The 25,001-nt window shown below is 52.4% G+C and carries 20 protein-coding genes; 13 read left to right on the forward strand and 7 right to left on the reverse strand.

All coding sequences use genetic code 11. From position 1 onward, the window contains the following. The first annotated feature begins 6 nt into the window (after nt 1-6). Nucleotides 7-1,830: a tetratricopeptide repeat-containing sensor histidine kinase gene (locus tag HF324_RS15905; RefSeq protein ID WP_168803416.1), complete on the forward strand. Its 1,824-nt coding sequence runs from the start codon at nt 7-9 to the stop codon at nt 1,828-1,830. Next, entirely contained in the window at nt 1,827-2,579 is a 753-nt protein-coding gene (locus tag HF324_RS15910; RefSeq protein ID WP_168860253.1) for a LytR/AlgR family response regulator transcription factor, read from the forward strand. The genes HF324_RS15905 and HF324_RS15910 overlap by 4 nt, the downstream gene beginning before the upstream one ends. Nucleotides 2,580-2,586: 7 nt before the next feature. On the opposite strand, the gene HF324_RS15915 is transcribed toward HF324_RS15910, so the two are convergent. From HF324_RS15915 to HF324_RS15925, 3 genes are all read right to left on the reverse strand, one after another. Then, nucleotides 2,587-2,985: a tetratricopeptide repeat protein gene (locus HF324_RS15915; protein ID WP_168803418.1), complete on the reverse strand. Its 399-nt coding sequence runs from the start codon at nt 2,983-2,985 to the stop codon at nt 2,587-2,589. Nucleotides 2,986-3,047: 62 nt separating this feature from the next. Continuing rightward, on the reverse strand, nt 3,048-3,455 hold the full coding sequence (locus HF324_RS15920) for a hypothetical protein (protein WP_168803419.1): 408 nt from the start codon (nt 3,453-3,455) through the stop codon (nt 3,048-3,050). A 207-nt stretch (nt 3,456-3,662) separates the two neighbouring features. Further along, complete coding sequence (locus tag HF324_RS15925) at nt 3,663-4,283, reverse strand: RNA polymerase sigma-70 factor (RefSeq protein WP_168803420.1); 621 nt, start codon at nt 4,281-4,283, stop codon at nt 3,663-3,665. A gap of 120 nt (nt 4,284-4,403) precedes the next feature. Here HF324_RS15925 and HF324_RS15930 point away from each other — a divergent pair, with 120 nt between their 5' ends. From HF324_RS15930 to HF324_RS15975, 10 genes are all read left to right on the forward strand, one after another. Continuing rightward, nucleotides 4,404-5,348: a FecR family protein gene (locus HF324_RS15930; protein ID WP_168860254.1), complete on the forward strand. Its 945-nt coding sequence runs from the start codon at nt 4,404-4,406 to the stop codon at nt 5,346-5,348. A 225-nt stretch (nt 5,349-5,573) separates the two neighbouring features. Further along, entirely contained in the window at nt 5,574-8,765 is a 3,192-nt protein-coding gene (locus HF324_RS15935) for a TonB-dependent receptor (RefSeq protein WP_168860255.1), read from the forward strand. Between the two features lie 16 nt (nt 8,766-8,781). After that, a complete protein-coding gene (locus tag HF324_RS15940) occupies nt 8,782-10,386 on the forward strand; it encodes a RagB/SusD family nutrient uptake outer membrane protein (RefSeq protein ID WP_168803423.1) in 1,605 nt (534 codons plus the stop codon). A gap of 29 nt (nt 10,387-10,415) precedes the next feature. Continuing rightward, a complete protein-coding gene (locus HF324_RS15945) occupies nt 10,416-12,224 on the forward strand; it encodes an alpha-L-fucosidase (protein WP_168860256.1) in 1,809 nt (602 codons plus the stop codon). A gap of 101 nt (nt 12,225-12,325) precedes the next feature. Further along, a complete protein-coding gene (locus HF324_RS15950; protein WP_168803425.1) occupies nt 12,326-12,529 on the forward strand; it encodes a hypothetical protein in 204 nt (67 codons plus the stop codon). A gap of 250 nt (nt 12,530-12,779) precedes the next feature. Continuing rightward, entirely contained in the window at nt 12,780-13,223 is a 444-nt protein-coding gene (locus HF324_RS15955) for a response regulator (protein WP_168860257.1), read from the forward strand. Nucleotides 13,224-13,290: 67 nt separating this feature from the next. Beyond that, entirely contained in the window at nt 13,291-15,051 is a 1,761-nt protein-coding gene (locus HF324_RS15960; RefSeq protein WP_168860258.1) for an alpha-amylase family glycosyl hydrolase, read from the forward strand. Next, nucleotides 15,041-17,725, forward strand: a complete 2,685-nt coding sequence (treY, locus tag HF324_RS15965; protein ID WP_168860259.1) for a malto-oligosyltrehalose synthase — start codon at nt 15,041-15,043, stop codon at nt 17,723-17,725. The genes HF324_RS15960 and treY overlap by 11 nt, the downstream gene beginning before the upstream one ends. A gap of 194 nt (nt 17,726-17,919) precedes the next feature. Continuing rightward, a complete protein-coding gene (locus HF324_RS15970; RefSeq protein WP_168860260.1) occupies nt 17,920-19,662 on the forward strand; it encodes an ABC transporter ATP-binding protein in 1,743 nt (580 codons plus the stop codon). Then, complete coding sequence (locus HF324_RS15975) at nt 19,646-21,400, forward strand: ABC transporter ATP-binding protein (RefSeq protein ID WP_168860261.1); 1,755 nt, start codon at nt 19,646-19,648, stop codon at nt 21,398-21,400. Before HF324_RS15970 ends, HF324_RS15975 begins: the two co-directional genes overlap by 17 nt. A 159-nt stretch (nt 21,401-21,559) precedes the next feature. Here the strand turns inward: HF324_RS15975 and HF324_RS15980 are convergent, their stop codons facing one another. Continuing rightward, a complete protein-coding gene (locus HF324_RS15980; protein WP_168803431.1) occupies nt 21,560-22,624 on the reverse strand; it encodes an App1 family protein phosphatidate phosphatase in 1,065 nt (354 codons plus the stop codon). Nucleotides 22,625-22,638: 14 nt separating this feature from the next. Here HF324_RS15980 and HF324_RS15985 point away from each other — a divergent pair, with 14 nt between their 5' ends. Then, nucleotides 22,639-23,541, forward strand: a complete 903-nt coding sequence (locus HF324_RS15985) for a diacylglycerol/lipid kinase family protein (RefSeq protein WP_168860262.1) — start codon at nt 22,639-22,641, stop codon at nt 23,539-23,541. On the opposite strand, the gene HF324_RS15990 is transcribed toward HF324_RS15985, so the two are convergent. The 3 genes from HF324_RS15990 to HF324_RS16000 all read right to left on the reverse strand — a co-directional run bounded on the left by HF324_RS15990 (nt 23,530) and on the right by HF324_RS16000 (nt 24,749). After that, nucleotides 23,530-23,937, reverse strand: coding sequence for a hypothetical protein (locus HF324_RS15990; RefSeq protein ID WP_168860263.1), 408 nt, complete (start codon nt 23,935-23,937; stop codon nt 23,530-23,532). The two genes, HF324_RS15985 and HF324_RS15990, sit on opposite strands and share 12 nt — an antisense overlap. Before the next feature lie 12 nt (nt 23,938-23,949). Beyond that, entirely contained in the window at nt 23,950-24,312 is a 363-nt protein-coding gene (locus tag HF324_RS15995) for a DUF1304 domain-containing protein (RefSeq protein WP_168803434.1), read from the reverse strand. 113 nt (nt 24,313-24,425) lie between these two features. Then, entirely contained in the window at nt 24,426-24,749 is a 324-nt protein-coding gene (locus tag HF324_RS16000) for a KGG domain-containing protein (protein WP_078672819.1), read from the reverse strand. Between the last annotated feature and the right edge of the window lie 252 nt (nt 24,750-25,001).

Consider the following 25,001-nt stretch of genomic DNA (forward strand, 5'->3'; position numbering starts at 1 on the left):
TGTTACATGAAACGGTTCTTTGCTGTTCCTGTTGTTGCCCTTCTCTGGGCGACACAGTTGCTGGCATCGCCCGGCCCTGTACCGGGTCCGATATATAGCCTGCTGCGACAGCGATGCAGTATTTGCTCGCATAAGCCCGCCGATTCCGCCAGCCTGATTTTATATAGCCAGTACCCGGCGCCTTACCTGGTCCACTTTCACAACAGCCACGTATCGTTGCGGAACAGAGACCCGGACAATGCCTACCGGTATATCCTGAAAACACTGGAAGACATTGACAACGCGCCAACACATCCTCTTTACCCTTACGCTTTTTTTCTACGTGCCGGCATACAGTATAACAGACAACTATACAAAGAAGCTTTGCAGGATTTTCTCCGGCTCAGCGGCACCAAAGGACTGGACCCGCGGCTGCTGGCAGCCTGCTATATCAATATAGCAGAGATCAGCCTCGAATTGCGGCACTTCAACACGGCGCTGCAGTATTTCAACAAATGGGAAAGCCGCTTTATGCCGCTGGCAGACCTGCAGGTAAGGAAAAGCGTCTGCCATAATAAAGGGCTTTGTTTTTTCCATATGGGGATGTTCAGGGAAGCGGAAAAATACCTGTTGCAAAGCCAGGAGATGGAGAGGCAGCTGAAAGACACTACCGGCCTGGCTATTTCCAGTATGGACATCGGCAATTTGTATTATGAACAGTATCTCGACAGCAAGGCGATCCCCTATTTTGAAGCGGGGCTGCGCTTTGCCCAGCAGTCGGGCGACCTGGCCGTGCGCCGAAATGCCTATCGCAACATGGCGGTGGTGGAGGAAAACAGGAAAAGGCACTACGAAGCATTGCAGTACCGCAAGCACTATGAAACATTGCAGGACAGTATCTGGAACCGCGACCATATCTGGGAGATGGCCAAACTGGAGAAAAAGCTGGCCGTGGAAAAAAGAGAGCTGGCGATCCGGGTGCTGGAACAACAGGCAGGCCTGCAGTCGGCGGCATTATCTGCCCAGCGCTGGCAACGGAATACCCTGCTGGTAGCGGTGGCAGCGCTGATGTGCCTGTCTGCGCTGGCGGGATACGCCTACCGGCAACAGAAAAAAAATACACGCATCGTGGCAGAACAGCGGCAAACACTGCATGTGCTGAATGAAACAAAAGACCGCCTGTTTTCCATTGTGGCGCACGATCTGCGGTCGCCGGTATACAGGATGAAAATCAGCCTCGGAAGACTGAGAAAAGCCATACGGCAGTCCCGGAGCGAAGAAGCAGAGATACTGGCCTCCGGCAATGAAAAGATCGCCGGCAGTACCTATGCGCTGCTCGACAACCTGTTGCACTGGGCGCTCAGCCAGACCGGCCAGCTGTTCTTCCGTAAAGAGAAACTGCATCTACTGACCGTGATCAACCAGGTCTGCTATGATCTGCTGCCGGTAGCGGAAGATAAAAATATCATGGTCCACCTGTCTGTTCCGGAGCAGGCTTTTTTCATCGCCGATCTGAACACTTTCCGGATAATGGTACGTAATATCCTGGATAACGCTATCAAATACACGCCGGCAGGAGGTGCTGTCACTATCTCCGCAGCAATGCAAAACAACGGCTGCCAGCTGGTGATCAGCGATACCGGCATCGGGATGGACCAGCAGCTGCTGCACGCAATCATGACAGACAACCACGTAAGAAACCAAACGGATACCGACGGAAGACAAAGCACCGGGCTGGGCCTCTGGCTCTGTAAAACACTGGCAGAAAGAAACGGCGCACAATTGCTGATGGCTGCCCAACAGGGGATAGGCACCACCGTAACGATTTTTCTTCAAACGGAAGCATCATGAAAGGAGTGAAAATACTGATCATCGAAGACGACCGGCAGGATGCCGGCCTGCTGAAAGGGATGTTGCTGGACCATGGCTACGAGGTGGGCGGCATCGCTACCTCGCTGCCGGAAGCATTGCAGCTCTTTCACATGCTGCAGCCCGACCTGGTGATCATCGATATTTTTTTGCATGGCAGAAAAGACGGGATCGCCTTCGCGGAACAGATCAGCGGCGACGAAGATAGCCGTAAGCCCTTTATTTTCCTCACCAGCGCGGCTGACCGCAACACCTTTGAGGCGGCCAAGCTCACCGCTCCGTTCAGCTATCTGCTGAAGCCCTTCAATGAACTGGAACTCCAGTACGCCATTGAACTGGCAGTGGAGAAGTTTACCGGCGCGCCCGCCGGCATGTTCGCCATGGAGGAAAAGAGCACCGTCATGCTGAAGGATATCTTTTTTGTCAAAAGAGGAAACGTGCTGGCCAAAATATCACTGGATGATATACAGTATATCGAAGTAGAAGGGAAGTACAGTAAGATAGTTTGCAGCAAAGACAAATACCTGGTACAACAGCCGCTGAAACTCATCCTCGACAGGCTGCCGGGTATTCGTTTCGTCAGGATACACCGCAATTATATCGTCAATATCCGCGAAGTGGCAAAAGTAAACCTGACAGACAATGAAATTGTGCTGGAAGATGGACGATCGCTGCTTTTCAGCCGCCGTTACTTCGACGACTTCATGCGGGCGTTTGATGTGCTGCGGTAAAAATTGTTTATCGATGGGATAACTTGTGGCTCAGATTTTCTTTTCGTTTTTTCCAGGTGACAATCTGCGCGGGCTGGTTAACAGGAATCCCCTTTTTATCTGTCAGCCCAAGCGCTTTCACGAGTTCCCGGCTGATGCCCGCTGCTTTCCTGTTCTTTTTTGCCCAGGACGACTGTTCCGCTTTTACGTTGTCTTCATAAGCCCTGATAGCCTCATTGATGATTGCCATTTCTTTGCGTGGTTCCTTTTTCCTGCGGTAAAGGATCATCAGCCGGTTATAAGGTGCGGCGTTTAAAGGGTCTTTCTTTACCGCCGTCAGGTAAAGCTGTATGGCCTTGTCCAACGCACCTTCCTTTTCCAGCTGGTGGCCTTTTTCAATCAGGCTTTTATGGGATTCTCGTACCATGGCAGTAACGGTTTGGTGTAAAAAATCAACCACAAAAATGCAACCATAATCTTCTCCGGAAATCAAAAAATCAGCAGGTTGCGGACTTTCCCGAGAAACACATGTTTGTTCAAAAAGCGGATATTATCGTTGACAATCTGGTACAACAGTCCAAAACTATACCCGTTGTCTTCTTCCACGTTATAAATCTGGCAGACGATGGCGTCGAAAGTGCCATCGTTGAGGGTAATGCTGTCTTTATAGGCCAGTACGGCGGTTTCACTGTCGTCGGATGCAGACAGCAGTTCTTCCGCTATGTCCAGTATTTCGTCCATGTCCCGGGTCTTTATCCGTTGCATAACATCGAGAGAATCCCCCGAAAGAATGAATGGCTCAAAATCGCGCTGCGATTGAATCTGTTCAATGGCAATGTTCTCTGCTTTTGTAGCGGCCGCCTGTAAGGAGGAGGTGAGGTCTGTGTATTCCATCATGTTGGGTTATATATCCCTGTCAATTTACCCTATATTTACCAAACAAGCATCATTTTATCATGAATGCAAAGCCCGCAGCCGGTACCCCGCCTGCTCATCTTCCTGGAAAAAAATCGAAATACAGCCCGATGAATTCACGCATGGCGGATGGCAAGAGGCCGCCTCAATAAATGGAGACGGCCTCAGTTTTATCATTGTTCAATAACATTAAAATCCTTGTCTGAGCCCCAGCAACAGCAGTAACAGCAGCATCCCGTTTCCTCCCAGCTGTAACCTTAACAGCCGTAATGCTTTCCCGATGTGCTTTTCAACAGTATTGACTGAAATGTTGAGCTGTTGCGCCACTTCTTTATGAGACAGCCCTTCGTAACGACTAAGCAAAAATGCTTCCCGGCACTTATCCGGCAGTAGCCCGATCGCTTTGTGAAGCATGGTTTCCAGCTCTTTTTGTTCCAACTGGTTTTCTATGTCTGCGTGCTTCTCCTGTAATAACCCCATTTGATGGTGGTGAGTGGTATGAAGAAGGTCTGCCCGGATAATATCCAGTATACGGTTTCTCAACGCCGTAAAAAGATACCCTGCGAGATTGCCTGCATGCCTGATGTCGTTTTTTTTCAGGTACAGGCTGATAAATACTTCCTGCACCACCTCTTTTGCTTCCTCCTTTGACCTCAGCCGTTTGTAAGCGGCATTCAGCAGCGGGATGGCATATTCATCGTAGATAGCATCGAAAGCTTCTTCCCGGCCTTCCAGCAGTAAGCGGAAGAGCGTGTCCTGGTCGTGTAGTGGTTGTTTGCTGATAGTGAAGGTTTTAAAGTACTCAAACATAACCATTTAAAGCGCTGCCGGATAATATTATATTCACCCGGAATGGGTGAATATTAACAATTTTAAAACAGGATGGCGGTAACAGGCAAGTTGTTCGTTAATCAGAGAAAGGGCTGCTATATGGATAATGATCACCTGTTGATCCTCATCGAAAAATATTTAAACGGCGAAGCTACGGCGGCGGAAAAAAAGTGGTTGGAGAACTGGTATGCTTCCTTTGACAACAGCGCCGACTGGCTCCGGGAAGGCACCGCAGCGGCGGCGGAAATAACAGCGGAACTGAAACAATCGTTACACGGCAGGCTGGCGGGTGCGGCACAGCTAAGGGCGGTGAATAAACAGGTGTTTTTGCTGCGGCGGAAACGGCGCCTGTTATGGGCAGCGGCCATCGTGATGCTGCTGGGAAGCAGCGCGCTGCTGTACCGGCTACTGATGCCGGCCGGCGTGATGGAAATCATTGTTGCCGGGGCCGTCCCCAGAACGGTGACTTTACCGGACGGCTCTGTAGCGCGGTTACAGGAGGGCAGCAGTATCCGCTATGAGAAGAAATTCAGGGGCAATCAACGGGAGGTGTTCCTCGAGGGTGGTGCACAGTTTGACGTTACCACACATACCCATCCGTTTGTCGTTACCAGCGCGCAGCTCTCCACCCGTGTGCTGGGTACCGTCTTTACCATCCTGGCTTACCCGGGCACAGACAGTATCAGCATCACGGTGCTGGAGGGGAAGGTACAGGTGAGCAAACAACGGCATATCATAGGGACACTGGGAGCGGACGACCGGCTGGTGTATAACATCCCCACCGGCGCTGTGGCGCAATATCATATCCAAAACCAGGAAATACAATGCAACAACCAAACCCTGCAGGAAATCATGGCCCTGCTGGAGCAATGGTACGGTTATACTATTCAGGCCAATGACACCACCATCCTGCAGGAGCGCTATACCGGCAGTCTAAACCGCAACGAAACAATGGAGGAAATGCTGACCATACTGTGTGAAGTGAACCATATCAACTATGAGGTAGATAAGAAGAACAAACGGATTGTATTAACCAGGAAGTAAACGATATCAATCAAATTCTAAATAAACAGCGAACAACAGAAGAGAAAACAAACAACAAAAAAAGCCGTCCTGTGATCAGACAGGGCGGCTTGTACGGAGTTCTATTTGCGTAACATAAAACCCACCACAAATCTAATGCAATTTCACGTAAATGAAATAGCACGGCCGCCCTATGGCCGGAATGCCCTGCCGCACCGTGCTATCAGCCAAAATCTAGTTGTCGTCATGCGAATCTCATCTCTATTACTGGCGTTACTGACCGTCGCCGTATCTGCGTTGAAGGCAGAGGAGGCTGCCGCCCAGCGACTAAAGGCGTTAAAACTCACCATGCTGGCGAGGAACGAACCCCTGATACAGGTACTGCGCAAAATAGAACAGGCCACGCCCTTACGTTTTGCCTACAATGCCACGCAGGTCAATGGCAACCAGCTGGTGAACGCCGCCTTTAACGACACGCCGATGGAAGACGTGCTCAATACACTGCTGGCGCCGCGTAGTTATGCCTGGAAAGAAAGAGGGAATAACATCATGATCTCGGTGAGTACCGGAACGGCCCCAAAAACGGCTGTCGATTCCTTTGTGCTCAGAGGCAGGGTCCTCACACAGGGAGAGCCGCCGCAGCCTATACCCGGTACTACCGTGGCCGTAAAAGGTACCACTAAAGGGGTGATCACCGACCCTGACGGCTTTTTCGAAGTGAAAGCCGAAGCCAATGAAGTGCTGGTGTTCAGCGTCATCGGCTATAAACCGAAAGAATACACGGTGCAGCGGAATCAGCGGAACCTCGTGATATCCCTGCAGGAAAATGTCAGCGGCCTGAATGAACTGGTGGTGACCGGCTTCTCCGAGCAAAAGGTTAAGCACATGGCCAGTTCCGTCGCCACGGTGAACCTGTCGAATGTGAACAATAAACCCATCACGCAACTGTCACAGGCGCTGCAGGGCGGCGTCACGGGAATCAACGTCAACCAGGGATCAGGGCTGCCCGGCGGCGATGCCGCGGCCATCAAGATCAGGGGCGTGGGCACTTTTCTCAGTTCAGACCCGCTGGTGCTGGTAGACGGCGTGCCCTTTGATATGAATAAACTGGACCCCAATACCATCGAGAGCATTTCCGTGTTAAAAGACGCAGCGGCTGCCTCCCTGTACGGCGCCCGTGCCGGCAACGGTGTCATCATCATCACCACCAAAAGAGGGGTGCCGGGAGTGGTCAACGTGCAATATAACGGTTACGCCGGTACGCAGACACCTGTGTACTCGCCGGAGTTCGTAGACGCGGCCACCTATATGCGGATGACCAATGAAGCCATCCGGAACAACGGCGGTGATCCGTTGTATCCGGAAGAAGTGATCCGGCAAACGGCCGACAAATCCGATCCCGTAAAATACCCTTCCACCAACTGGAAAGACGAGGTGATACACCAGCAGTCCCGGATACAGCAACACTCCATGTCGGTATCCGGTGGTAACAGCGCCGCAAGGTTCGCCCTGACCGCCAGTTACCTGAGCCAGCAGGGGATGGTGAAAAACTCATCTTTCAACAAAGGAAATGTAAGGGCGAATACCAGCGTAGACCTCAGTAAAAATATCGTGGTGTTTATGGACCTTTTCGCCTCCCGCGAGGAACAAAACCAGCCCTACGCACTCGGAAGAGGGGCGGCCGGTATATTGGGATGGGCCTATGCCGCTCCCCCCAACATCGCCGCGAAGTACCCGGATAAACCGGAACGGCCGGGATATACCTATTACGGCACCTACGGCGAAAGCTGGAACCCTGTGGCCAATACGGAAAGAGGAGGCGTTTCCAACAGGGTCAGGGATGAAATACTGATCAACCTGCGCCCTAAATGGGAAATCATTCCCGGCCTCACCCTGAAAGGACAGTTCAGCTATCGCGTATCTTCCGGCGCAGACAAAATTAACCGCGACGCCTATATCTTTTTCGATTACTTCACCAACCAGAAAACAGGCCGCGATTTCACGGATATAAAATCAGCCGGCCCCAGCAACCGTTCCAGTTATTACTATACAGGCGGCAATCTCGATTATAACAAATCATTCGGTAAACATCGTGTAAACGCAGTACTGGGCTATTCAAAAGAAATGAACAACCCCGACCCATGGAAGAAAATCACGCTCGCATCGGTTTTCGGAAAAGTGTACTACAGCTATGCCGACAGGTACCTGCTGGAAGCAGGGATGCGGCGCGACGGCTCCTCCATTTTCGCCCCCGGCAAAAAGTGGGGCAATTTCCCTTCCGTCGCCGTAGGCTGGAACCTGGGCAACGAAGCCTTTATGAAGCCACTGACTTTCCTCGATCAGTTCAAGCTGCGCGGCTCTTACGGACGGCTGGGCAACAATGCGATCGACCCTTACATGTACCAGTCGACCGTAGACCCGGGCAATGGTAAAGAAAATACTTTCGGTAACCCCAATATCACCTGGGAAAAAGTAGCGATCCTCGATATCGGAGCCGACCTGAGCTTCTTTAAAAACAAAGTGGATGTTACGTTTGACTGGTACAACAAAAAGACCAGCGACCTGATACTCCGGCCGCAACCCAGTCTTACTTCCGCTATCGGGCTTACGCCTGTTAACATCGGTACCATGAAAAACGTAGGCTGGGAGGTGAAACTATCCTACAATACCAATGTGGGTAAGGATGTAAATATCGCTTTCAATGCAGGCTATTCCCGCAACAAGTCCACATTACTGAAACTGGCGCAAACCCTGCCGCTGATCGAGGGCAATACTATCCGTGAAGTAAACGGCGCCTTTGCTGAATACTACGGATATAAGAGCCTGGGACTGATACAGCAGGGTGACATAGAAAAAGGAATTGCCATCATCCCCGGGCAGGCGGCGGGTGATATCCGTTACGCCGATACCGACAACAATGGAGTAATCGATGACAACGATAAGGTAAAGTTAGGCGCCACGGAACCCTACAGCACTTACTTCGGCAGTATCTCTGTCAAATGGAAACGTTTCGATTTCGAAACGATGGTCACCGGCATCGGGCAGGTGGTTAATTTCTACAACGGACGCATAGCGATTCCATTCAACGCCGCCAGCGAAGGAGGGACGCCGCTTACCTGGCACATGGATTACTGGACGCCGGAAAACCCGGGCGCCCGCTTCCCGCGGCTGCTGCCATCACCGGGGCCGAACGAAAAAGTGTCTGATTTCTGGAGCGTGAACGGGGCTTATGCGCGTGTAAAATATATCCAGATCGGTTATCAGTTACCGGTATCGCCAACCGGACGTCTCAGGCTGAAAGGCATACGGGTATACCTCAATGCGCAGAACCCGCTGACCATCACGGAGATGGAAGTCAGTGATCCGGAAACCCGGGGAGATGAAACAAAATACCCCATCATGAAAATGTATACCGCCGGCTTAAATATCAGTTTCTGATCCTAAAAACATGACGATGAAGAAATATTGTATCATTGCGGCCGGCCTGCTGCTGGGCTTTACGGCCTGCAAGAAAAATTTCCTGGTACGGGATAATCCCACCGCCACCACCGATGAAAAATGGTGGAACCTAGAATCCGATCTGCAAAGTGCATTAGGGGACATATACGGCGGACTGCCGTCCGGTACCCTGAGTGATTACGGCTTTATGTCCAATTGCAGGATGCACCTGGCCGGTACCACCGACGAGGCAGTATTCCGCGGGAACTATGGCGACTGGCAGACTTTTCCCGTAGGACTGGCCACCAGCCAGACGAATTCCGTTACAGAGATATACAGAAAACATTATTCCTATATCCGCAGCGCCAGCCGTTTCCTGGAAAATTACCACCGCGCTTATGTGGAAGACGCCGCCCGTAAAGCACGGTATGCCGGTGAAGCGCGCGCCCTGCGCGCCTGGTACCACCTGGACCTTTTCCTGTTATATGGACCGGTTCCCATTGTCAACCACTCGCTATCGCCGGAAGAACAATTCGTGAAGCGCAATACCAAAGAAGAAGTGGTCAGTTTCATTGCCGCTCAGCTGGATTCTGCCGCAGCAGAATTACCAGCCACTTATCCGGAAAGCGACGTATACCGTATGAGCAAGGGCGCCTGTTACGCCATGCAAACGGTGCTTTACCTGAATGTGGGCGACTATGCCAAATGCGCGGAAGCAGCCAAAAAAGTAATTGACCTCAATGTATATGAACTCTATCACAGCGCACAACCCGGTGTGTCCAGCTACGCTTCGCTGTTCTCCTACAGCGGTATGATCAATAAAGAACGTATCCTGTTCCGCAGGGGCGGACAAAACGAAGGTTTTTTCCGCAATGCGCCTAAAAGCCTCGGCGGACAAGCTACCACCAATCCTACCGCTGCAATGGTCAACACTTATGAAACGCTGCAGGGAAAAACGCTGGAAGAGCTGGGGCCGGACAGTATGGCCATTTACCAGGCCAACCCGCGGTATAACAATAACCGCGATCCTCGTTTAGCGGCCAGCGTGATCGTTCCGGGCGAAACGTTCGTCAACCGCAAGCTGGAGCCGTTCACCGCCGGCAATGCCGACCAGATAGGGCTTACGCAGTCCACCCAGACAGGTTTCTGGACCAGGAAATACGTGGACGTCCAGGACGCCGGCGCGCCATGGAGCGGCTCCCTTCATTTTATGATCATCCGCTATGCGGAAATATTGCTGGATTACGTGGAGGCGCTGGTGGAAAAAAATGAATGGCAGCACCCCGATGTGGTCCGCTATCTCAACCAGGTGCGGCGCCGTGCAGGCATGCCGGACGTGGACGTAAGCCGGTACAATTCGCAGGCGGCGCTCCGTGCGTTGATACGCCGGGAGCGGCAGGTGGAACTGGCATTCGAAGGACAGCGGTTGTTTGATATCCGGAGATGGAAAACCGCGGAAGTGTTGCTGAACCAGGCCGCGAAAGGCGCCGTGGACCCCGCCACCGGCAAAGCGGTTATCGTGGAACAACGGAAGTTCAACCCCCGCCGCGACTACGTATGGCCTATCCCGCTGATTGAAATGAACACCAATCCCAACATGGTACAAAATCCGAACTGGTAAACCGATAGCAACATTAATCGTTTGAACAAATGAAAAGAAGATTTTTAGAGATATGTTTTTCCGGCGCGTTACTGTTTTCAGCCGCCACCGCCTGCGCACAACAAGATGCCGGACTGGTAGCCAACGCCAGTGAGCCCGAAGCCCTGCGCGACGCACGCATGCGCTGGTTCCGCGATGCACATTTTGGCATGTTTGTCCACTGGGGATTGTACAGCGCCGCCGCCGGAGAATGGAACGGGAAAGACTATGATGGCTGTGTCGAATGGATACAGAACATGGCCAACGTGCCGTCAGCGGAATATGCCGCCAAACTGACGCCGCTGTTTAAACCCAAAAAAGGCTTCGCCCGTGAATGGGCTAAAATGGCCAAAGACGCCGGCTGCCGCTACGTGATCTTCACCAGCAGGCATCACGAAGGGTTTGCGCTGCACGACAGTAAAACCACCACCTTCGACGGGATGGACGTGACCGGCCGGGACCTGTTCCGCGAGATCGTCAACGCCCTTCATGAGCAGGGGTTGCGGATAGGAGTCTACTTTTCGCTGCTGGACTGGCATCATCCGGACGCTTATGTGGAACACGGCATGCCTACGCCCGGCGGCGTGAAAAACGAGGGCCGCGACAATGCGAAGTATGTTGCCTATATGCATCAGCAGGCGGAAGAAATGTTTTCCAATTACGGGCCTATCGACGTGGTATGGTGGGATTACAGCTCCAAAGAGATACAGGGCGAAAAATGGGGGGCTAATGCGCTGGTGGCGATGGTGAAAAAGCATCATCCCAATATTATCATGAACAACCGGTTGTACGCGTTTGATCATAACAGCGAATACACCCGTGCGCATGGCGACCTGGTGACACCGGAACAGTTCATCCCGGAGACCGGTTTCAAGGGTATGGACTGGGAATCCTGTATGACGATGAACGGCACCTGGGGCTATAGCAGGAGCAATCAGAAATGGCACACCAGGGAAGAGCTGGTCCGCAATATGATCGATATTGTTTCCAAGGGAGGGAACTACCTGCTGAACGTAGGCCCCATGGGAGACGGCACCGTTCCGGAAAAGAGCGTGGCGCTGATGAAGGGTATCGGCGACTGGATGCGGGCCAATGGCGAATCCATCTATGGTACGCGCGCCAATACCATCGGAAAGGTCAACTGGGGACGTATCACCACTGCGCCGGGGAAATTTTTCCTGCATATTTTCAACTGGCCGGAAGATAACCGTCTGCATGTGCCGCTGTTGCCCGACGCCGGCGTAACGCCCGGGGCCTTTTTCCTGGCTGACACGACGCATGCGCCGCTGACAATAGCGGCAGATGAACGCGGACTGTTTATCGATGTCAGCAACAGGGCGTTTAAAAATAGCGCCGCTACGGTGGTGGAGCTGGATGTTACCGGCACGTCGCTGGTGTCACAGGGCGTTTTCCCGGAAGCAGATGGCAGCTACCAGCTGATGGCGGGCGATGCGGTCCTTACCAATGGGGTAGGGCTGTCGGTAGGCGAGCAGGCGGCCATCTACAACTGGATGTCTGTAGACGGTACGGCTGCCTGGAACATCCAGGTGAAACAGCCGGGCCGGTACAGGATGATATTGCGTTTTGCCTGTACGGATGCCTCGGCCGGCTCGAAGGTGGCCGTAAGCGCCGGGAAAACAACGCTGACCGGCGTGGTGAAAGGCACGGACAATAGCTGGAGCGCTTACCGGGATTGGGACCTGGGCACCGTCACTTTGTCGAAAAAAGGCGTGGACCAAGTACTGGTGAAAGCGCTGACGAAACCGGGGCTGGGTGTCATGAACCTGCAACGCATCCGGCTGATACCGGCAGGAAAATAAGCAGCAACGCTCCCGTTTGCCAGCAAAATGTTAAATCTGCCGCACCGCGGTTTCATGGCACAACTCTTGGCGGAACACTAACAGCATTAAAACTCATCACCATGAAAAAGATATTGTTAGCGTCCACCATTGTAGGAACTGCTGCGGCAGGTTTAATCCTCTATCTGGTCAGAAAAGGAAAGACAAAGATGATTGACCGCTCTGCCGGTGTTATGGAAGATGATACACATACGAAAGAAAAGTTATTCGGGCAGAACCACCATCCCGTGCAGCAGGAAGATATCTACAGCAGCGCAATGGGTTAACGGATTTGATTGCAGCACATGACCGGGGTCATCAAAAAATGACTGCCGGTTTTTTATTTTCCTGTGCTGGCGGCCTCCGGCCGGAAGCCCGTCGCGATGATTTTACACGCACGTTACACGAAACGGGATTTTTATCTACAGGAAAGAAAATAACATAGTGATTATGCCGTAATTTTGCGCCGGCATTTCTTTTGAGACCTGCCGGTTGTTAACCATTTTTGTTTACCATGTGAATAAACTATCCGTTACAATGAAACAGAAGTTTTCCTGCTTTTTGATTGATGAGGTCCGTGACAACAGAAACCAGTTTTTCCTTGCACTCGATCTGTTACAGGCGACCCGGGCCTGTATTTGTTTTGATAATGCCCCCCATGCTTTATCCTACGCTGCCCAACAGGCATACAAACCGGACTATATTTTCCTGCATACCCGTCAGCCGGGCATAGATGGTGTCCGCCAACTGGAAGAGCTCCTGCAGTCTCCGCTGCTGGCGGATGTTCCGGTGATCTTCTACGCGGCCTCCTTTAACCCGGAAGATATGACCCGGATGAAATTTATGGGCGCTACCGACTGGATGGTAAAACCATCCAACCTGCATGCGCTGCGCGACGGGCTGAAGCTGATTTTTGAAACGGTCAGCGGAAAACTGCCTGTGTCGCTTCGGGAAGCGCAACCTGCTGCGGTGTTGGTATAACGTATCGGTAGCCGTGCTTCCTACGGGGTTGGCGTGAAACAATTTCCTTGTCTTAAATACCAGCGAGATGATGACACGTTATCAACAACAAGGAGCATTGCTGAAAGCAAACGGGGAATGTGTTTTCCGCGTATGGGCGCCGTTCAGGAAAAGTGTTACGCTGCTCCTGCTGGGTGGGGAAGAGGTGGCCTATCCGCTGACGGCGGAAAAAGACAGCGGCTACTGGAGCACTACCCTGCAGGGCGTTACCGATGGCATGCATTATTATTACCTGCTGGATGAACACCTGCAACGGCCGGACCCCGCTTCCCGCCGCCAGGAAAGTACGGTACACCATGCTTCCTGCATAACAGACCCCGCCAGCTTTACTTTTACAGATCAGCAGTGGAAGGGCATCTCCCCGGAAGACCTGATCATTTATGAAATACATATCGGCACCTTTACACCGGAAGGCACTTTCCGGGCTGCCCGGGAGCGGCTGCCTGCCCTGGAAGCCCTCGGTATTACCGCCATCGAACTGATGCCCGTCTGCCAGTTCGCCGGCGACATGAACTGGGGATACGATGGCGTATACCCGTTCGCGTTACACAACCGCTACGGCACGGCGGATGATTTTAAGGCGCTGATAAATACCGCGCATCACCTGGGAATGGCCGTCATCCTCGATGTGGCTTTCTGCGGCAGTAATACGGAAGGAAACTATCAGTCCGACTTCGGCCCCTATTTTACACAGAAATATACTGCCAAAGGAGCGCCGGGCGTCAATTTAGACGATGCCTGGTGCGATCCCGTACGGGATTTTTATATACAGAATGCGCTTATGTGGCTCGACGAGTTCCATATCGATGGGTTGCGGATGGATACGCTGCACGGCTGCCAGGATAACAGCGCGCAGCACTTTGTATGGGAACTGTCGGAAGCAGTAGGGGAGCTGGAACAGCAGACAGGTAACCGTAAACTGCTCATCGCTTCCACAGATTTGAACGATCCCCGTTACACCAACCCGGTGTCCATCGGTGGTTATGGATGTACCGCCCAATGGGCGGATGAATTTCATCATGCGCTGCATAGCCTGCTGACCGGTGAAACGGAAGGGTGTTACGGAGACTTCGGCGAGCTGTCCCACCTGGTGCGCGCCTTCACCAACGCGTTTGTTTATACAGGACAATACTCCCCGTTCCGCAGGCGGAAGTTCGGCCGCCAGTTAGTCGACAGCGATGCCCGGCATTTTGTCGTCTTCGCCCAGAACCATGAACAGACAGGGCGCCGGAAAAAAGGCGAGCGGCTGGGCACATTGGTGTCTTTTGAGGCGCTGAAGCTGGCAGCCTCTACAGTTATGCTTTCCCCTTTTATCCCGTTGTTGTTTATGGGAGAAGAATACGGGGAGACATCCCCTTTTTTGTCCTTTACCGCGATGAGCGACGCCGGCGCTTTCCGGCGCAGCCGCCTGCGATGGGACATCACAACAGCGCCTAATGCTGCTTTGCTCGCCTGCTACCGTTTTCTGATCGCTTTCCGTAAACACAGGCCCGCTATGCGCGTTACTGCGAAAGACGCGTTAGAGATACATCCTGTCGGTCAACTGCCATTACTCGCCATAAAACGAACCAGCGGGCAGGATACGGTGTTGATACTATTGAATTTTGATAAGGGAATACAAACTTATCATCATGTGGCCCCAACACCATTAAAAAAAATATTTGACTCCGCGCATGAAATGTGGAACGGTCCGGGTGTAAAAGCCGCTGATGAGATACTGGAAAATGAACCGATTTTGCTGCAGCCCCTCTCGGCTGTCGTATATGAAATGGCGCATCATGAGGAATGAGTTCTTTACGCCGGTAGCCACCTACCGTATTCAGTTTAACAGGGATTTTACCTTTACGGACCTCGAAAAACAGCTTGATTACCTGCACCAGCTGGGTATCACTACCATCTATGCCTCGCCGGTTTTTGAGACTATGCCCGGAAGCCGCCACGGTTACGACGTCACCAATCCGCGCGAAATCAACAATACCATCGGTTCCCTGGCCCATATGCGACAGCTGCATGTGAAACTCCGCTCCCTGGGCATGAGCTGGGTGCAGGACATCGTGCCCAACTACATGGCGTTCCATTGCCGCAATGCACGGCTGATGGACGCCCTGGAGAGAGGCACGGCTTCGCCGTATTACAACTATTTCGATATCGACTGGCATCACCCTGATCCTGATCTCCACGGAAAACTGATGGCGCCTTTCCTGAAAAAAAATCTCCGGGAAACCATCGCAGATGGCGGTATCCGTCTCAGCTACAGTACCCTGGGACTGAGCATCGTCACCGGCGGACAGTCCTACCCGCTGTCCGCCAAAAGTTATAAATGGCTGCTGAACGTGCTGCCGCCGGGCATGGGCCCGGTGAAAGACTGGCTCACAGAGATGAAGGGGAATATCTTACAGCGCCGCTCACTGTCAGATTGGGAAGCCATGAGGAGCCTGCTGAAACCGCCCCGTAAGCACGCTTTCCTGCCACTGCTGGACCTGGTAAACAGCGATACGGCACTCCTGCAGGAACTGCTGGACATACAGCATTATACTTTTGCGGCGAGGAGTGAAGCCGACTTTCGGATCAACTACCGCCGCTTTCTTGGCGTCAACGAGCACATCGCGCTGCGCATGGAAGACAAAGCGGTGTTCGAAGAATACCATGGTTTCCTGCATCGCCTGTACCAGGAAGGTATTATCCAGGGGTTGCGCATTGACCAGATAGACGGACTGCTGGACCCGGCCCAATACATTTACCATCTGCGGGAACTGTTTGGCAATAATTGCTACATCATCGCCGAAAAGATACTGGCCGGCCATGAAACACTGCCGGAACGGTGGGCGCTGCAGGGGAGTACCGGCTATGATTTCCTGGCCGGCGTAAGCCAGTTGCTGACAGACGGAGAAGGTATGGAGAAGCTGGGCCGCTTTTACCGCACGCATTTTCCGGGCCTGGCGCAATATCCGGAACTGGCCCGCAGCAAAAAACAACTGGTGCTGGAAAAACATATGAACGGCGAATGGGACAACCTGGTGAGAGAAGCCTTTCGCCTGAAGCTGGTGCTGCCGGAGACAGATAAGATCCGGCTGAAAATGGCCCTGGGTGATTTTATGGTATGCCTGCCGGCCAACCGTATCTATCCGGACGGATGGCCCCTGCCGGTAACAGATACGCGGCAGCTGGACCAGGCCATAGAAGACGCCATATTGCGCAATCCCGCTACCGGTACCGCACTGGAGCTGATCCGGTCTTTCTGGGACCCCGATAAAAAACAGCAGCAGGGCACGGCTGCGCTGCTGTTGCTGAAAAAAATTACTCAGTTCGCAGGGCAACTGTACCGGGAAGGGGTAGCAGAGACCCTTTTCTACGTATATAATGCATTGCTGTCGCACAACGAGGCCGGCGATTCGCCTGTGCAAAATAAATGCACGCCTGACGGTTTCCACGAACGCATGGCAGTACGGCAGTACCTGTCGCCTTTCTCGCTTAATACCACCGCCACCCACGATACCCGCTGGGGAGAAGACGCCCGTATCCGGCTCAATACACTGACCATTATTCCGGACCTGTGGATACAACAGGTGCAGGCCTGGCATACCGCCAACCACCACCTCATCACGCTGATCGATGAAAAACCGGCGCCCGACCTTAACGACGAATATTTTATTTACCAGGCGGTTTTCGCCTGCCTGCCCGCCGCCTGGGAAGCTGGCAGCGGTTTTTCCAACCAAATGACCGCCACTTTCCTGAAGACGGTGCGGGAAGCCAAAGTCCACAGCTCGTGGCAACTGCCGGATACGGCCTATGAGCTGGCCTGCCTGCAGTTCATCGAAAAAATACTGGAGTCCGGCAGCACTTTTCTCGAGGGGATGCATCACCTGGCGGAAAAACAGGGAGCACAGGCTCATATCTTTTCCCTGGCGCAAACGCTGATTAAGATAACAGCCCCCGGTATACCGGATATTTATCAGGGATGCGAACTGTGGGATTTCAGCGCGGGTAACAACGACGGGCAGCACCTTGTTAACTACGCGCTGCGCCGGAAGCTGCTGGCTGCCTGGCAGGAAGACGGCCATGCCCCCGGATGGCCGAAAGAACATACCGGCGGCAAAGCAGGCATAGGAAAAGAAAAACTGTACCTGGTCAGTAAGGCGTTACAACTCCGGAATGCCCACGCCTCCCTCTTTATCCACGGGGAATATATTCCATTGACCAGTGGCGAACGGAACAACCAGATCGCTTATGCCCGTAAATACCGGCAGGACTGGTGCATTGTAGTGGCGCCTTTGCTGTCCGCTCAATCCGGCAAACACGATCTGACACCGTTGACGCTGCCGGCCGGTGCGCCCCTCAAATGGAAAAATGTTTTTACCGGTGAACTCCTGACCGCGCAAAACGGACAATTGCCCTTGCCAAATACACAACATTGCCCGGTGGTACTGCTTTCCCCGGCGCCCGATCATAAGTTTCACCGCTGAAGGGAATATTTTTTTAATATTGTTTTAAAATTTGAACAGTGTTCAATATTTTTGTGCCATCAAAAAATTAACGGACGGCTGCAATATTTCGGGAGGCAGTTCGTCTTACTTTAGTATTGACTTTATATGTTTAAGTTTTTAAGTTTGTATGATCGCTGACCATGCACCTCATACTTTAATCACCGCCCAATTATATGAAACAACCTTCCGGAAAGGAGAAAAAACCCTCAGGTATCTTTGGATTGTTACGGCCATACAAAGGTTTGATAACCCTGCTGGTGTTGTTTGCCCTCATGGGCAACAGCCTGAATCTGTGGCTGCCTAAAATTATAGGGCAGGGGATCGACGATTTCTCCCACGGCCACTTCGTCTATGAGCCCCTGATCGTTAAGTTTGGGCTGGCCGCCTTACTGATCTTCATCTTCACCTATCTGCAAAACATCATTCAGACGTACGCGTCTGAAAAGGTGGCTAAAAACCTGCGCGAACAACTGGCGGAAAAAATATCCCGCCAGAGTTATGCCTGGATGGAACAGTCCAACCCATCCCGCCTGTTGACCAACCTCACGGCAGATGTGGACTCCATTAAACTGTTCGTGTCGCAGGCAATCGTATCGCTGGTCTCGTCTGTCTTCATCATTATCGGCGCCAGTATCCTGCTGCTGACTATCGACTGGAAGCTGGCATTGGTGGTGATCGCTGCCATCCCCATCATGGGCACCGCATTTTTCTTCGTGCTGAAGAAAGTAAGAACGTTGTTCATGAAAAGCCGTGAAATCATGGACCGTCTCAATAAAGTGATCAACGAAAGCATCCTGGGCGCAGCACTCATCAATGTAGTGAACGCACAGCAACGGGAGTACGAAAAATTCCTCGATGCCAACGGGAAAGCGCTGGATTTTGGCCTGTCTATCCTGAAGCTGTTCGCCGGCCTGATCCCGGTGATCGTTTTTACGGCCAATATGACCGGGCTGGCGATACTCGCCCTGGGCGGCCGTTTCGTGATCGACGGCAGCATGACCATCGGTGACTTCGCGGCGTTCAACAGCTACCTGACGCTGCTGATATTTCCTATCCTCGTCATCGGGTTTATGAGCAACGTTATTGCGCAGGCAACGGCTTCCTACCAGCGTATCAGCGGCGTGCTGCATTCCCCGGACATGCTGGAAACAGGTACCCTCGTTAAAAATCTGGAAGGCGACATCACCTGCGAGCATGTATCGCTCAGCTACGGCGAAAAACCTGTCCTGAAAGATATTTCCTTCTCCGTGAAAGCAGGGTCCAAAACAGCGATCATCGGTCCTACGGCCGCCGGCAAAACACAGCTGCTCTACCTGCTGATGCGCCTGATCAAACCCGATGAAGGCGCCATCAGGATAGACGGAGAAGACATAGCCGCCTATGAAAGCGAATCCTTTCACCAGCAGGTAGGCTTCGTATTCCAGGACAGCGTAGTCTTCAACATGAGCGTCCGCGAAAATATCGCATTCAGCGACGTCGTTACTGATGCCTCACTGGAAAAAGCTATTACCACCGCGGAGGTGAAAGAGTTCACCGACCAGCTGCCGGAAAAACTCAGCACTACCGTTTCCGAACGGGGCACCAGCCTCTCTGGTGGCCAGAAACAGCGCCTTATGCTGGCCCGCGCCCTGGCGCTGAACCCTAAAATATTGCTGCTGGACGATTTCACCGCCCGTGTGGACACCCGCACGGAACGAAAAATCCTGGCCAATGTGCACCGCAATTACCCGGACCTGACGCTGGTGTCTGTAACCCAGAAAATAGGCGCCGTTACCCATTATGATCAGATCATCCTGCTGATGCAGGGCGAAATGATTGCGGCGGGCACCCATGAAGAACTCATGGAAAAGAGCCCGGACTATGTACAGATTTTTAACTCCCAGCAAAGCACCAGCAATTATGAATTACAATCTTAATAAACCCGCTACGGCCAAAGGCGTGTCCAACTACGTGGCTTTCAAAGGCTTGTTGCGGCTCATTTCGCACGAAAAAAGCAGGCTTGCGGTAGCTTTACTGGCAACCATCGGCACCTCGGGCCTGAACCTGCTGGGGCCCCTGCTCACGGCCTATGCGATCGATACTTATGTGATGCACAAACAGTATCACGGCGTGCTGGTATACTCCGGCATCCTGCTGGCCGTGTACCTGGCGTCCTTTGGCATTAACTACCTGCAGACAAAGCTCATGGGCACGGTAGGGCAACGGACGCTTTATACCCTGCGCAATGCTGTCTTCCACAAACTGCAACAGCTGCCGGTGGCTTTCTTTAACCAGAACAAAGCCGGAGATCTGATATCCCGCGTTAACAACGACACGGACAAACTCAACCAGTTCTTCTCCCAATCGCTGATGCAGTTTGTCGGAAGCATCATCTCCATGACCGGCGCCGGCATTTTCCTGTTCTCCCTGAACGTAAAACTGGGAGCGGTGGCGCTGATACCCGCTTTGCTGTCGTTGATATTCACGCGGTTGTTGTCGCCGTGGGTAAAAAAGAAAAATGCAGCGAACCTGAAAACGGTCGGCGGACTGAGTGCGGAAATCCAGGAAAGCCTCAGCAACTTCAAAGTAGTAGTGGCTTTCGGCAGACGGGATTATTTCATGCAGCGTTTCAATGAAGCCAATCAGAAAAACTATACATCGGCAACGGCCATGGGCATCGCCAACAACGTATTCATGCCGTTTTACAGCCTGATGGCCAGCCTCGCGCAACTGATGATACTGGCCTATGGCGTATACCTGATCAGCACCGGTTCATTCACGATAGGACTGCTGGTCAGCTACATCGCTTATGCGAATTACTTCTATAGCCCCCTGCGCCAGCTGGCGGCGTTATGGGCCAACTTCCAGACGGCAATGGCAGGGTGGGAGCGTATTTCGGAAATACTGGTGCTGGAAAGCAATATGGGCACCATCGAAGCGCACGCAAGACAGGAAGGCGCACCGCTGCTGGAAATGAAGCAGGTGCATTTCGGGTACACCGAAGACCGCGAAATCCTTCATAACATCAACCTTCGCCTGGAACAGGGTAAAACCTATGCACTGGTAGGGCCTACCGGCGGCGGTAAAACCACTACCGCGTCGCTCATCGCCCGCCTTTACGATCCGGTGAAAGGCAGCGTACTGCTGGACGGAAAAGATATCCGCTCCTATAACGCCGCGGAACGTACGCGCCGCATCGGTTTCATCCTGCAGGACCCCATCCTGTTCACCGGCACGGTCAGGGAAAATATCCTGTATGGCAACGAGGAATACGAAAATTACACCAACGAACAGCTGGAGGAAGTGCTCCGTGCTGCCAGCCTGGAAAAGCTTCTGGACCTGTTTGAAAAAGGACTGGAAACCCCGGTGCAGTCAGCCGGAGAGGGCGTCAGCCTGGGACAGAAACAGCTGATCGCCTTTATGCGGGCAGTACTGCGTAAGCCCGACCTGCTGATACTGGACGAGGCCACGGCCAATATCGACACCGTGACGGAAAAGCTGCTGGGCGAAATACTCGACAAGCTGCCCGTCACCACTACCCGCGTGATCATTGCGCACCGGTTGAACACCATCGAAAACGCCGATGAGATCTTTTTCGTAAATGACGGCGCCGTTACCAGCGCAGGGTCTTTCCACCAGGTGGTAGATCAGCTGATGCACGGCAGCAAACATTGATTCGTATATACTTTACCGTTTATCGTTTCAGCAGTCAGGCCAGGGGCCTGACTGCTTTTTTTGTGATATGTTTGTAATATGATTTTCGCCCTTATCCGTCTCCTGATAAGTTTATAATCTCCGGCATCCCTGCGACTGCGCACTTCTCCTGCACCGTGGTCAGGAAGATGCCGGCAGGCGGGCGATAAGCCCCAGCCGCCGCGAATGGGCAATCGCTTCTTCACTGTGCCTGAAATAACAACAGGCGATGCCCAATGCTTCCAGTTTACGGACGACCGCCAGCACGGCCGGTTTCTTTTCATCGGAGAGATGCCGCAGGTACACGCTGATGATCCGTTGGGGAAAATGGCGGGCGATAGCTTCGTAGATATAGGGGTCTTGCTGGGTGTCATCTCCCAGCAGCACAAAAGGCATATGGGGATAGCTTTCCAGGATACGGGCGATGCGGGTGAATTTGGTGTGATGTTTTCCGCCTCCGGTCTTTAATAGTTGGGAAAATCGCTTCAGCTGACTGAGCAGGTATACGCCTTGTGGCAGCTGCCATTCATCCGCAAATTCGCGGATGTAGTCATACAGGTTCCATTCGCTGCTGGACACGTAGAAGAATGGATTGGGGATAGCCGGCGGGGTATGGCCGTGACTGAGCAATTGGTAATGATGCACAGCTCCTTCGAATGGCTTTCTGTTGCGGGGATTATTGGTAAGCATTACCACCAGTTTTTTTAACAAGCGTTCAGAGTGGGAGATCAGAAAAGTGTCGTCAATATCTGAAATACAGCCAAATTGTGTATGGTGCGGGATATATATCACACCATTTCCCTCCGCCATCGTGTTATCGTTTTGTATATGCGTTACCGTTACCGGATGCCAGCCTGCGGGGCTGGGATATTGCGGTTTCCATTGAAAGTGGAAAAAACCGTCATCTGTTGTTTTCGTATGGATCGTCTGCCCCTGCCACTGTAATTGGACGGGCGCCAGCGGTTTGGGTTGTACCAGAAAGCGACGAAGCATGGACCAGATATTGCCCGGTAGGCGGTAACGGAAACGTACTTCGGGTACGGGGCTTCGTACGAGCACATGTCCGAATACCTGTAACTCGCCGGTATGCCCGTATCCGTGATAGACTTTTACAACAGTGCCGGTATTGATGCCGATGCGCGCCCACCATCGTCGGGAGCGGCTTTCTTTTGCGGCGTCATATTTGCGTTTGCCGGAAGGATGCATATCATATTACTGAAATGGATAAGAAATTAAGATTATTATTTGTCATCAACCCTGCTTCGGGTGCTGCCCGGAAAGTTGCTCCGCAAGAAGCAGTCCAACGTTTTCTCGCCCGTCATCCGGATGTCAATGGGGAGTTGCTGCTGCTGACCGGCGATTTTGCCGGCAATGAAGCCCGTTTGCAGGAGCTGCTGCAGGAAGGAGGGTGGAGCGGGGTAGTCGCCGCCGGTGGTGACGGTACGGTAAAAATGGTGGCCACCTGTTTATTAAATAAGGAGGTCCCGCTGGGCATTTTGCCGGCAGGATCGGCCAACGGCATGGCGCGCGACCTGTGTATTCCCGAGTCCTGGGAGGATGCCCTGGAGCTGGTGATGCAGGCGCATGTCCGTAAGATAGATGTGATACGCATCAATGGCCGGGATATTTCCATCCACCTGAGTGATATTGGGCTGAATGCTTTGCTGGTAAAGTATTTCCAGCGGTCGGGAGTAAGGGGTATGACCGGGTATGCCCGGATGGTGCTGAAGACTTTCTGGTACCGGCAGCGGTTTGCAGTGGAGATAGACAATGGAGCTGACCAATTGTCGCGGGAGGCGTTTATGATTGTGCTGGCCAATGCCGGCAAATACGGAACAGGAGCTTGTATCAACCCTGTCAGCGACCTGAGTGACGGTATTTTTGAGGTGGTGCTGATAAAAGAGCTTTCCCTGCTGGAAACGCTGAAGATGTTGTTTATCCGCCGCCCTTTTAACCCGCATAAGACGGAGATCATCCGGGCGCGGAAGGTACATATCTACACCCCCAAAAAGGCCGAATTTCAGATCGACGGGGAGTATATGGGCAAGGTAAATGAAGTGGTGGCAGAAGTAATGCCCCGCGCCCTGGCGGTATTTGTGCCGGCGCAGCGGTCAGAGGGTTAGTTCGTCGCGGCTGAGGGCATGAAACAGGTTTTGCAGTTGATGGACATGCACCAGCGGGCGCCCGTAGGGGACAAATCCGGCCGGTGATTCGGTGACCGGCTGGAAACAGCCTTTTTCATAGCGGATATGCAGGCTGTTAAGCCGGTTGTACTTCAGGGAGTAGATATTTTCATCTTCTCCTTCTTCAGGTACGCCCCTGATAAAGTCAAATCTGACCAGTTGATAGAGGTCAAGGAGGACGGGATTGGCTTTTTCACAGGGAATTTTGCTCCGGGGAAGCCCGGAGTTATAGATGTAGCCATCCAGGATACCTTCCACTACGAAGACTGATTCTTCCATGTTGTAGTCAAAATAAGACACATAATTGCCAATCCTGATATCTGCTTCGTCGATCATTTGGGTCACAATTTACGCCAGGTAAAGCAATAACAGGGCAACCAGTGCAGGCAATGCCTGTACCAGGAAGATCTTTTTCTCGGCTGTCAGTGCACCGTAGGTACCGGCTACCGCCACGCAGCCGAGAAAAAAGACCGCTGTGTGCCGTGCCCATTCCGCGTCTGAAATGAGCAATGACCAAAACAATCCTGCCGCCAGAAAGCCGTTGTATAGCCCCTGGTTGGCAGCAAGTGGTTTGGTGGCAGGGAATAGTGCTTTGGGGAATTTCTGAAAAATCTTAGGCCCTTTGGTGGTCCAGGCAAACATTTCGAACCACATAATGTAGAGGTGTTCCAGCATGACGAATGCGATCAGGAACTTGGCCAGTACTAGCATAACCTTGAATTTGATGGATATGCTAAATATAAGAAGAATTATGACGAATTGCGGATGACGAAAGCGAATTTTGAGCTGAGAATCTCATTCACCTTCCGCCATCCCCCAATTCCTTAGAAGTTATTTTCTTCAGTGGTCGCATTATTCTTCTTTTTACCGCGGTTGGTGCCACCTTTTCTGCCTATTGCCGCCATGTGTTCGCGGTTGCGGCTAACAGCCTCGCCACCTTTTTTACCGGCCGCGCGGGCTTCTTCGGAGGTGAATTTGTGGGCAACGCCCTGCTGATGGGCAGCCCTGCCGCCTTCCCTCGAAATAGCACGTTGTTGTTCAGGGTCCATGGATGCAAAGCCCCGTTTACTGTGTTTGGGTTTGTCTGTAGGACTCTTCTCGTGGTTCTCGGCACTCGGTGCGAGTTGTTGATACCTGATGTGTTCCATAATCCTGGATTTTAATAGTTTAGTGAACAATATTGTGTAGAAGTCGATCAATATACATGCCACCGCCCGAATTGCCGTGTACAGGCGTTTTGTGCTTTGTCCCCACCTGTTGATGGGGCAATTCGTTCCACAATACATAGAATTTTTAACACAGTTCCAGCCCTGTTTCCCCATATTTCAGACCGATTTTGCCTGTTGTCAGCTGGCGTGTAATTTGTTTTTCTTACACCTGTTACTTCTTTTTTTAACCCA

The sequence above is a fragment of the Chitinophaga oryzae genome, assembly GCF_012516375.2.
GTDB lineage: Bacteria > Bacteroidota > Bacteroidia > Chitinophagales > Chitinophagaceae > Chitinophaga > Chitinophaga oryzae.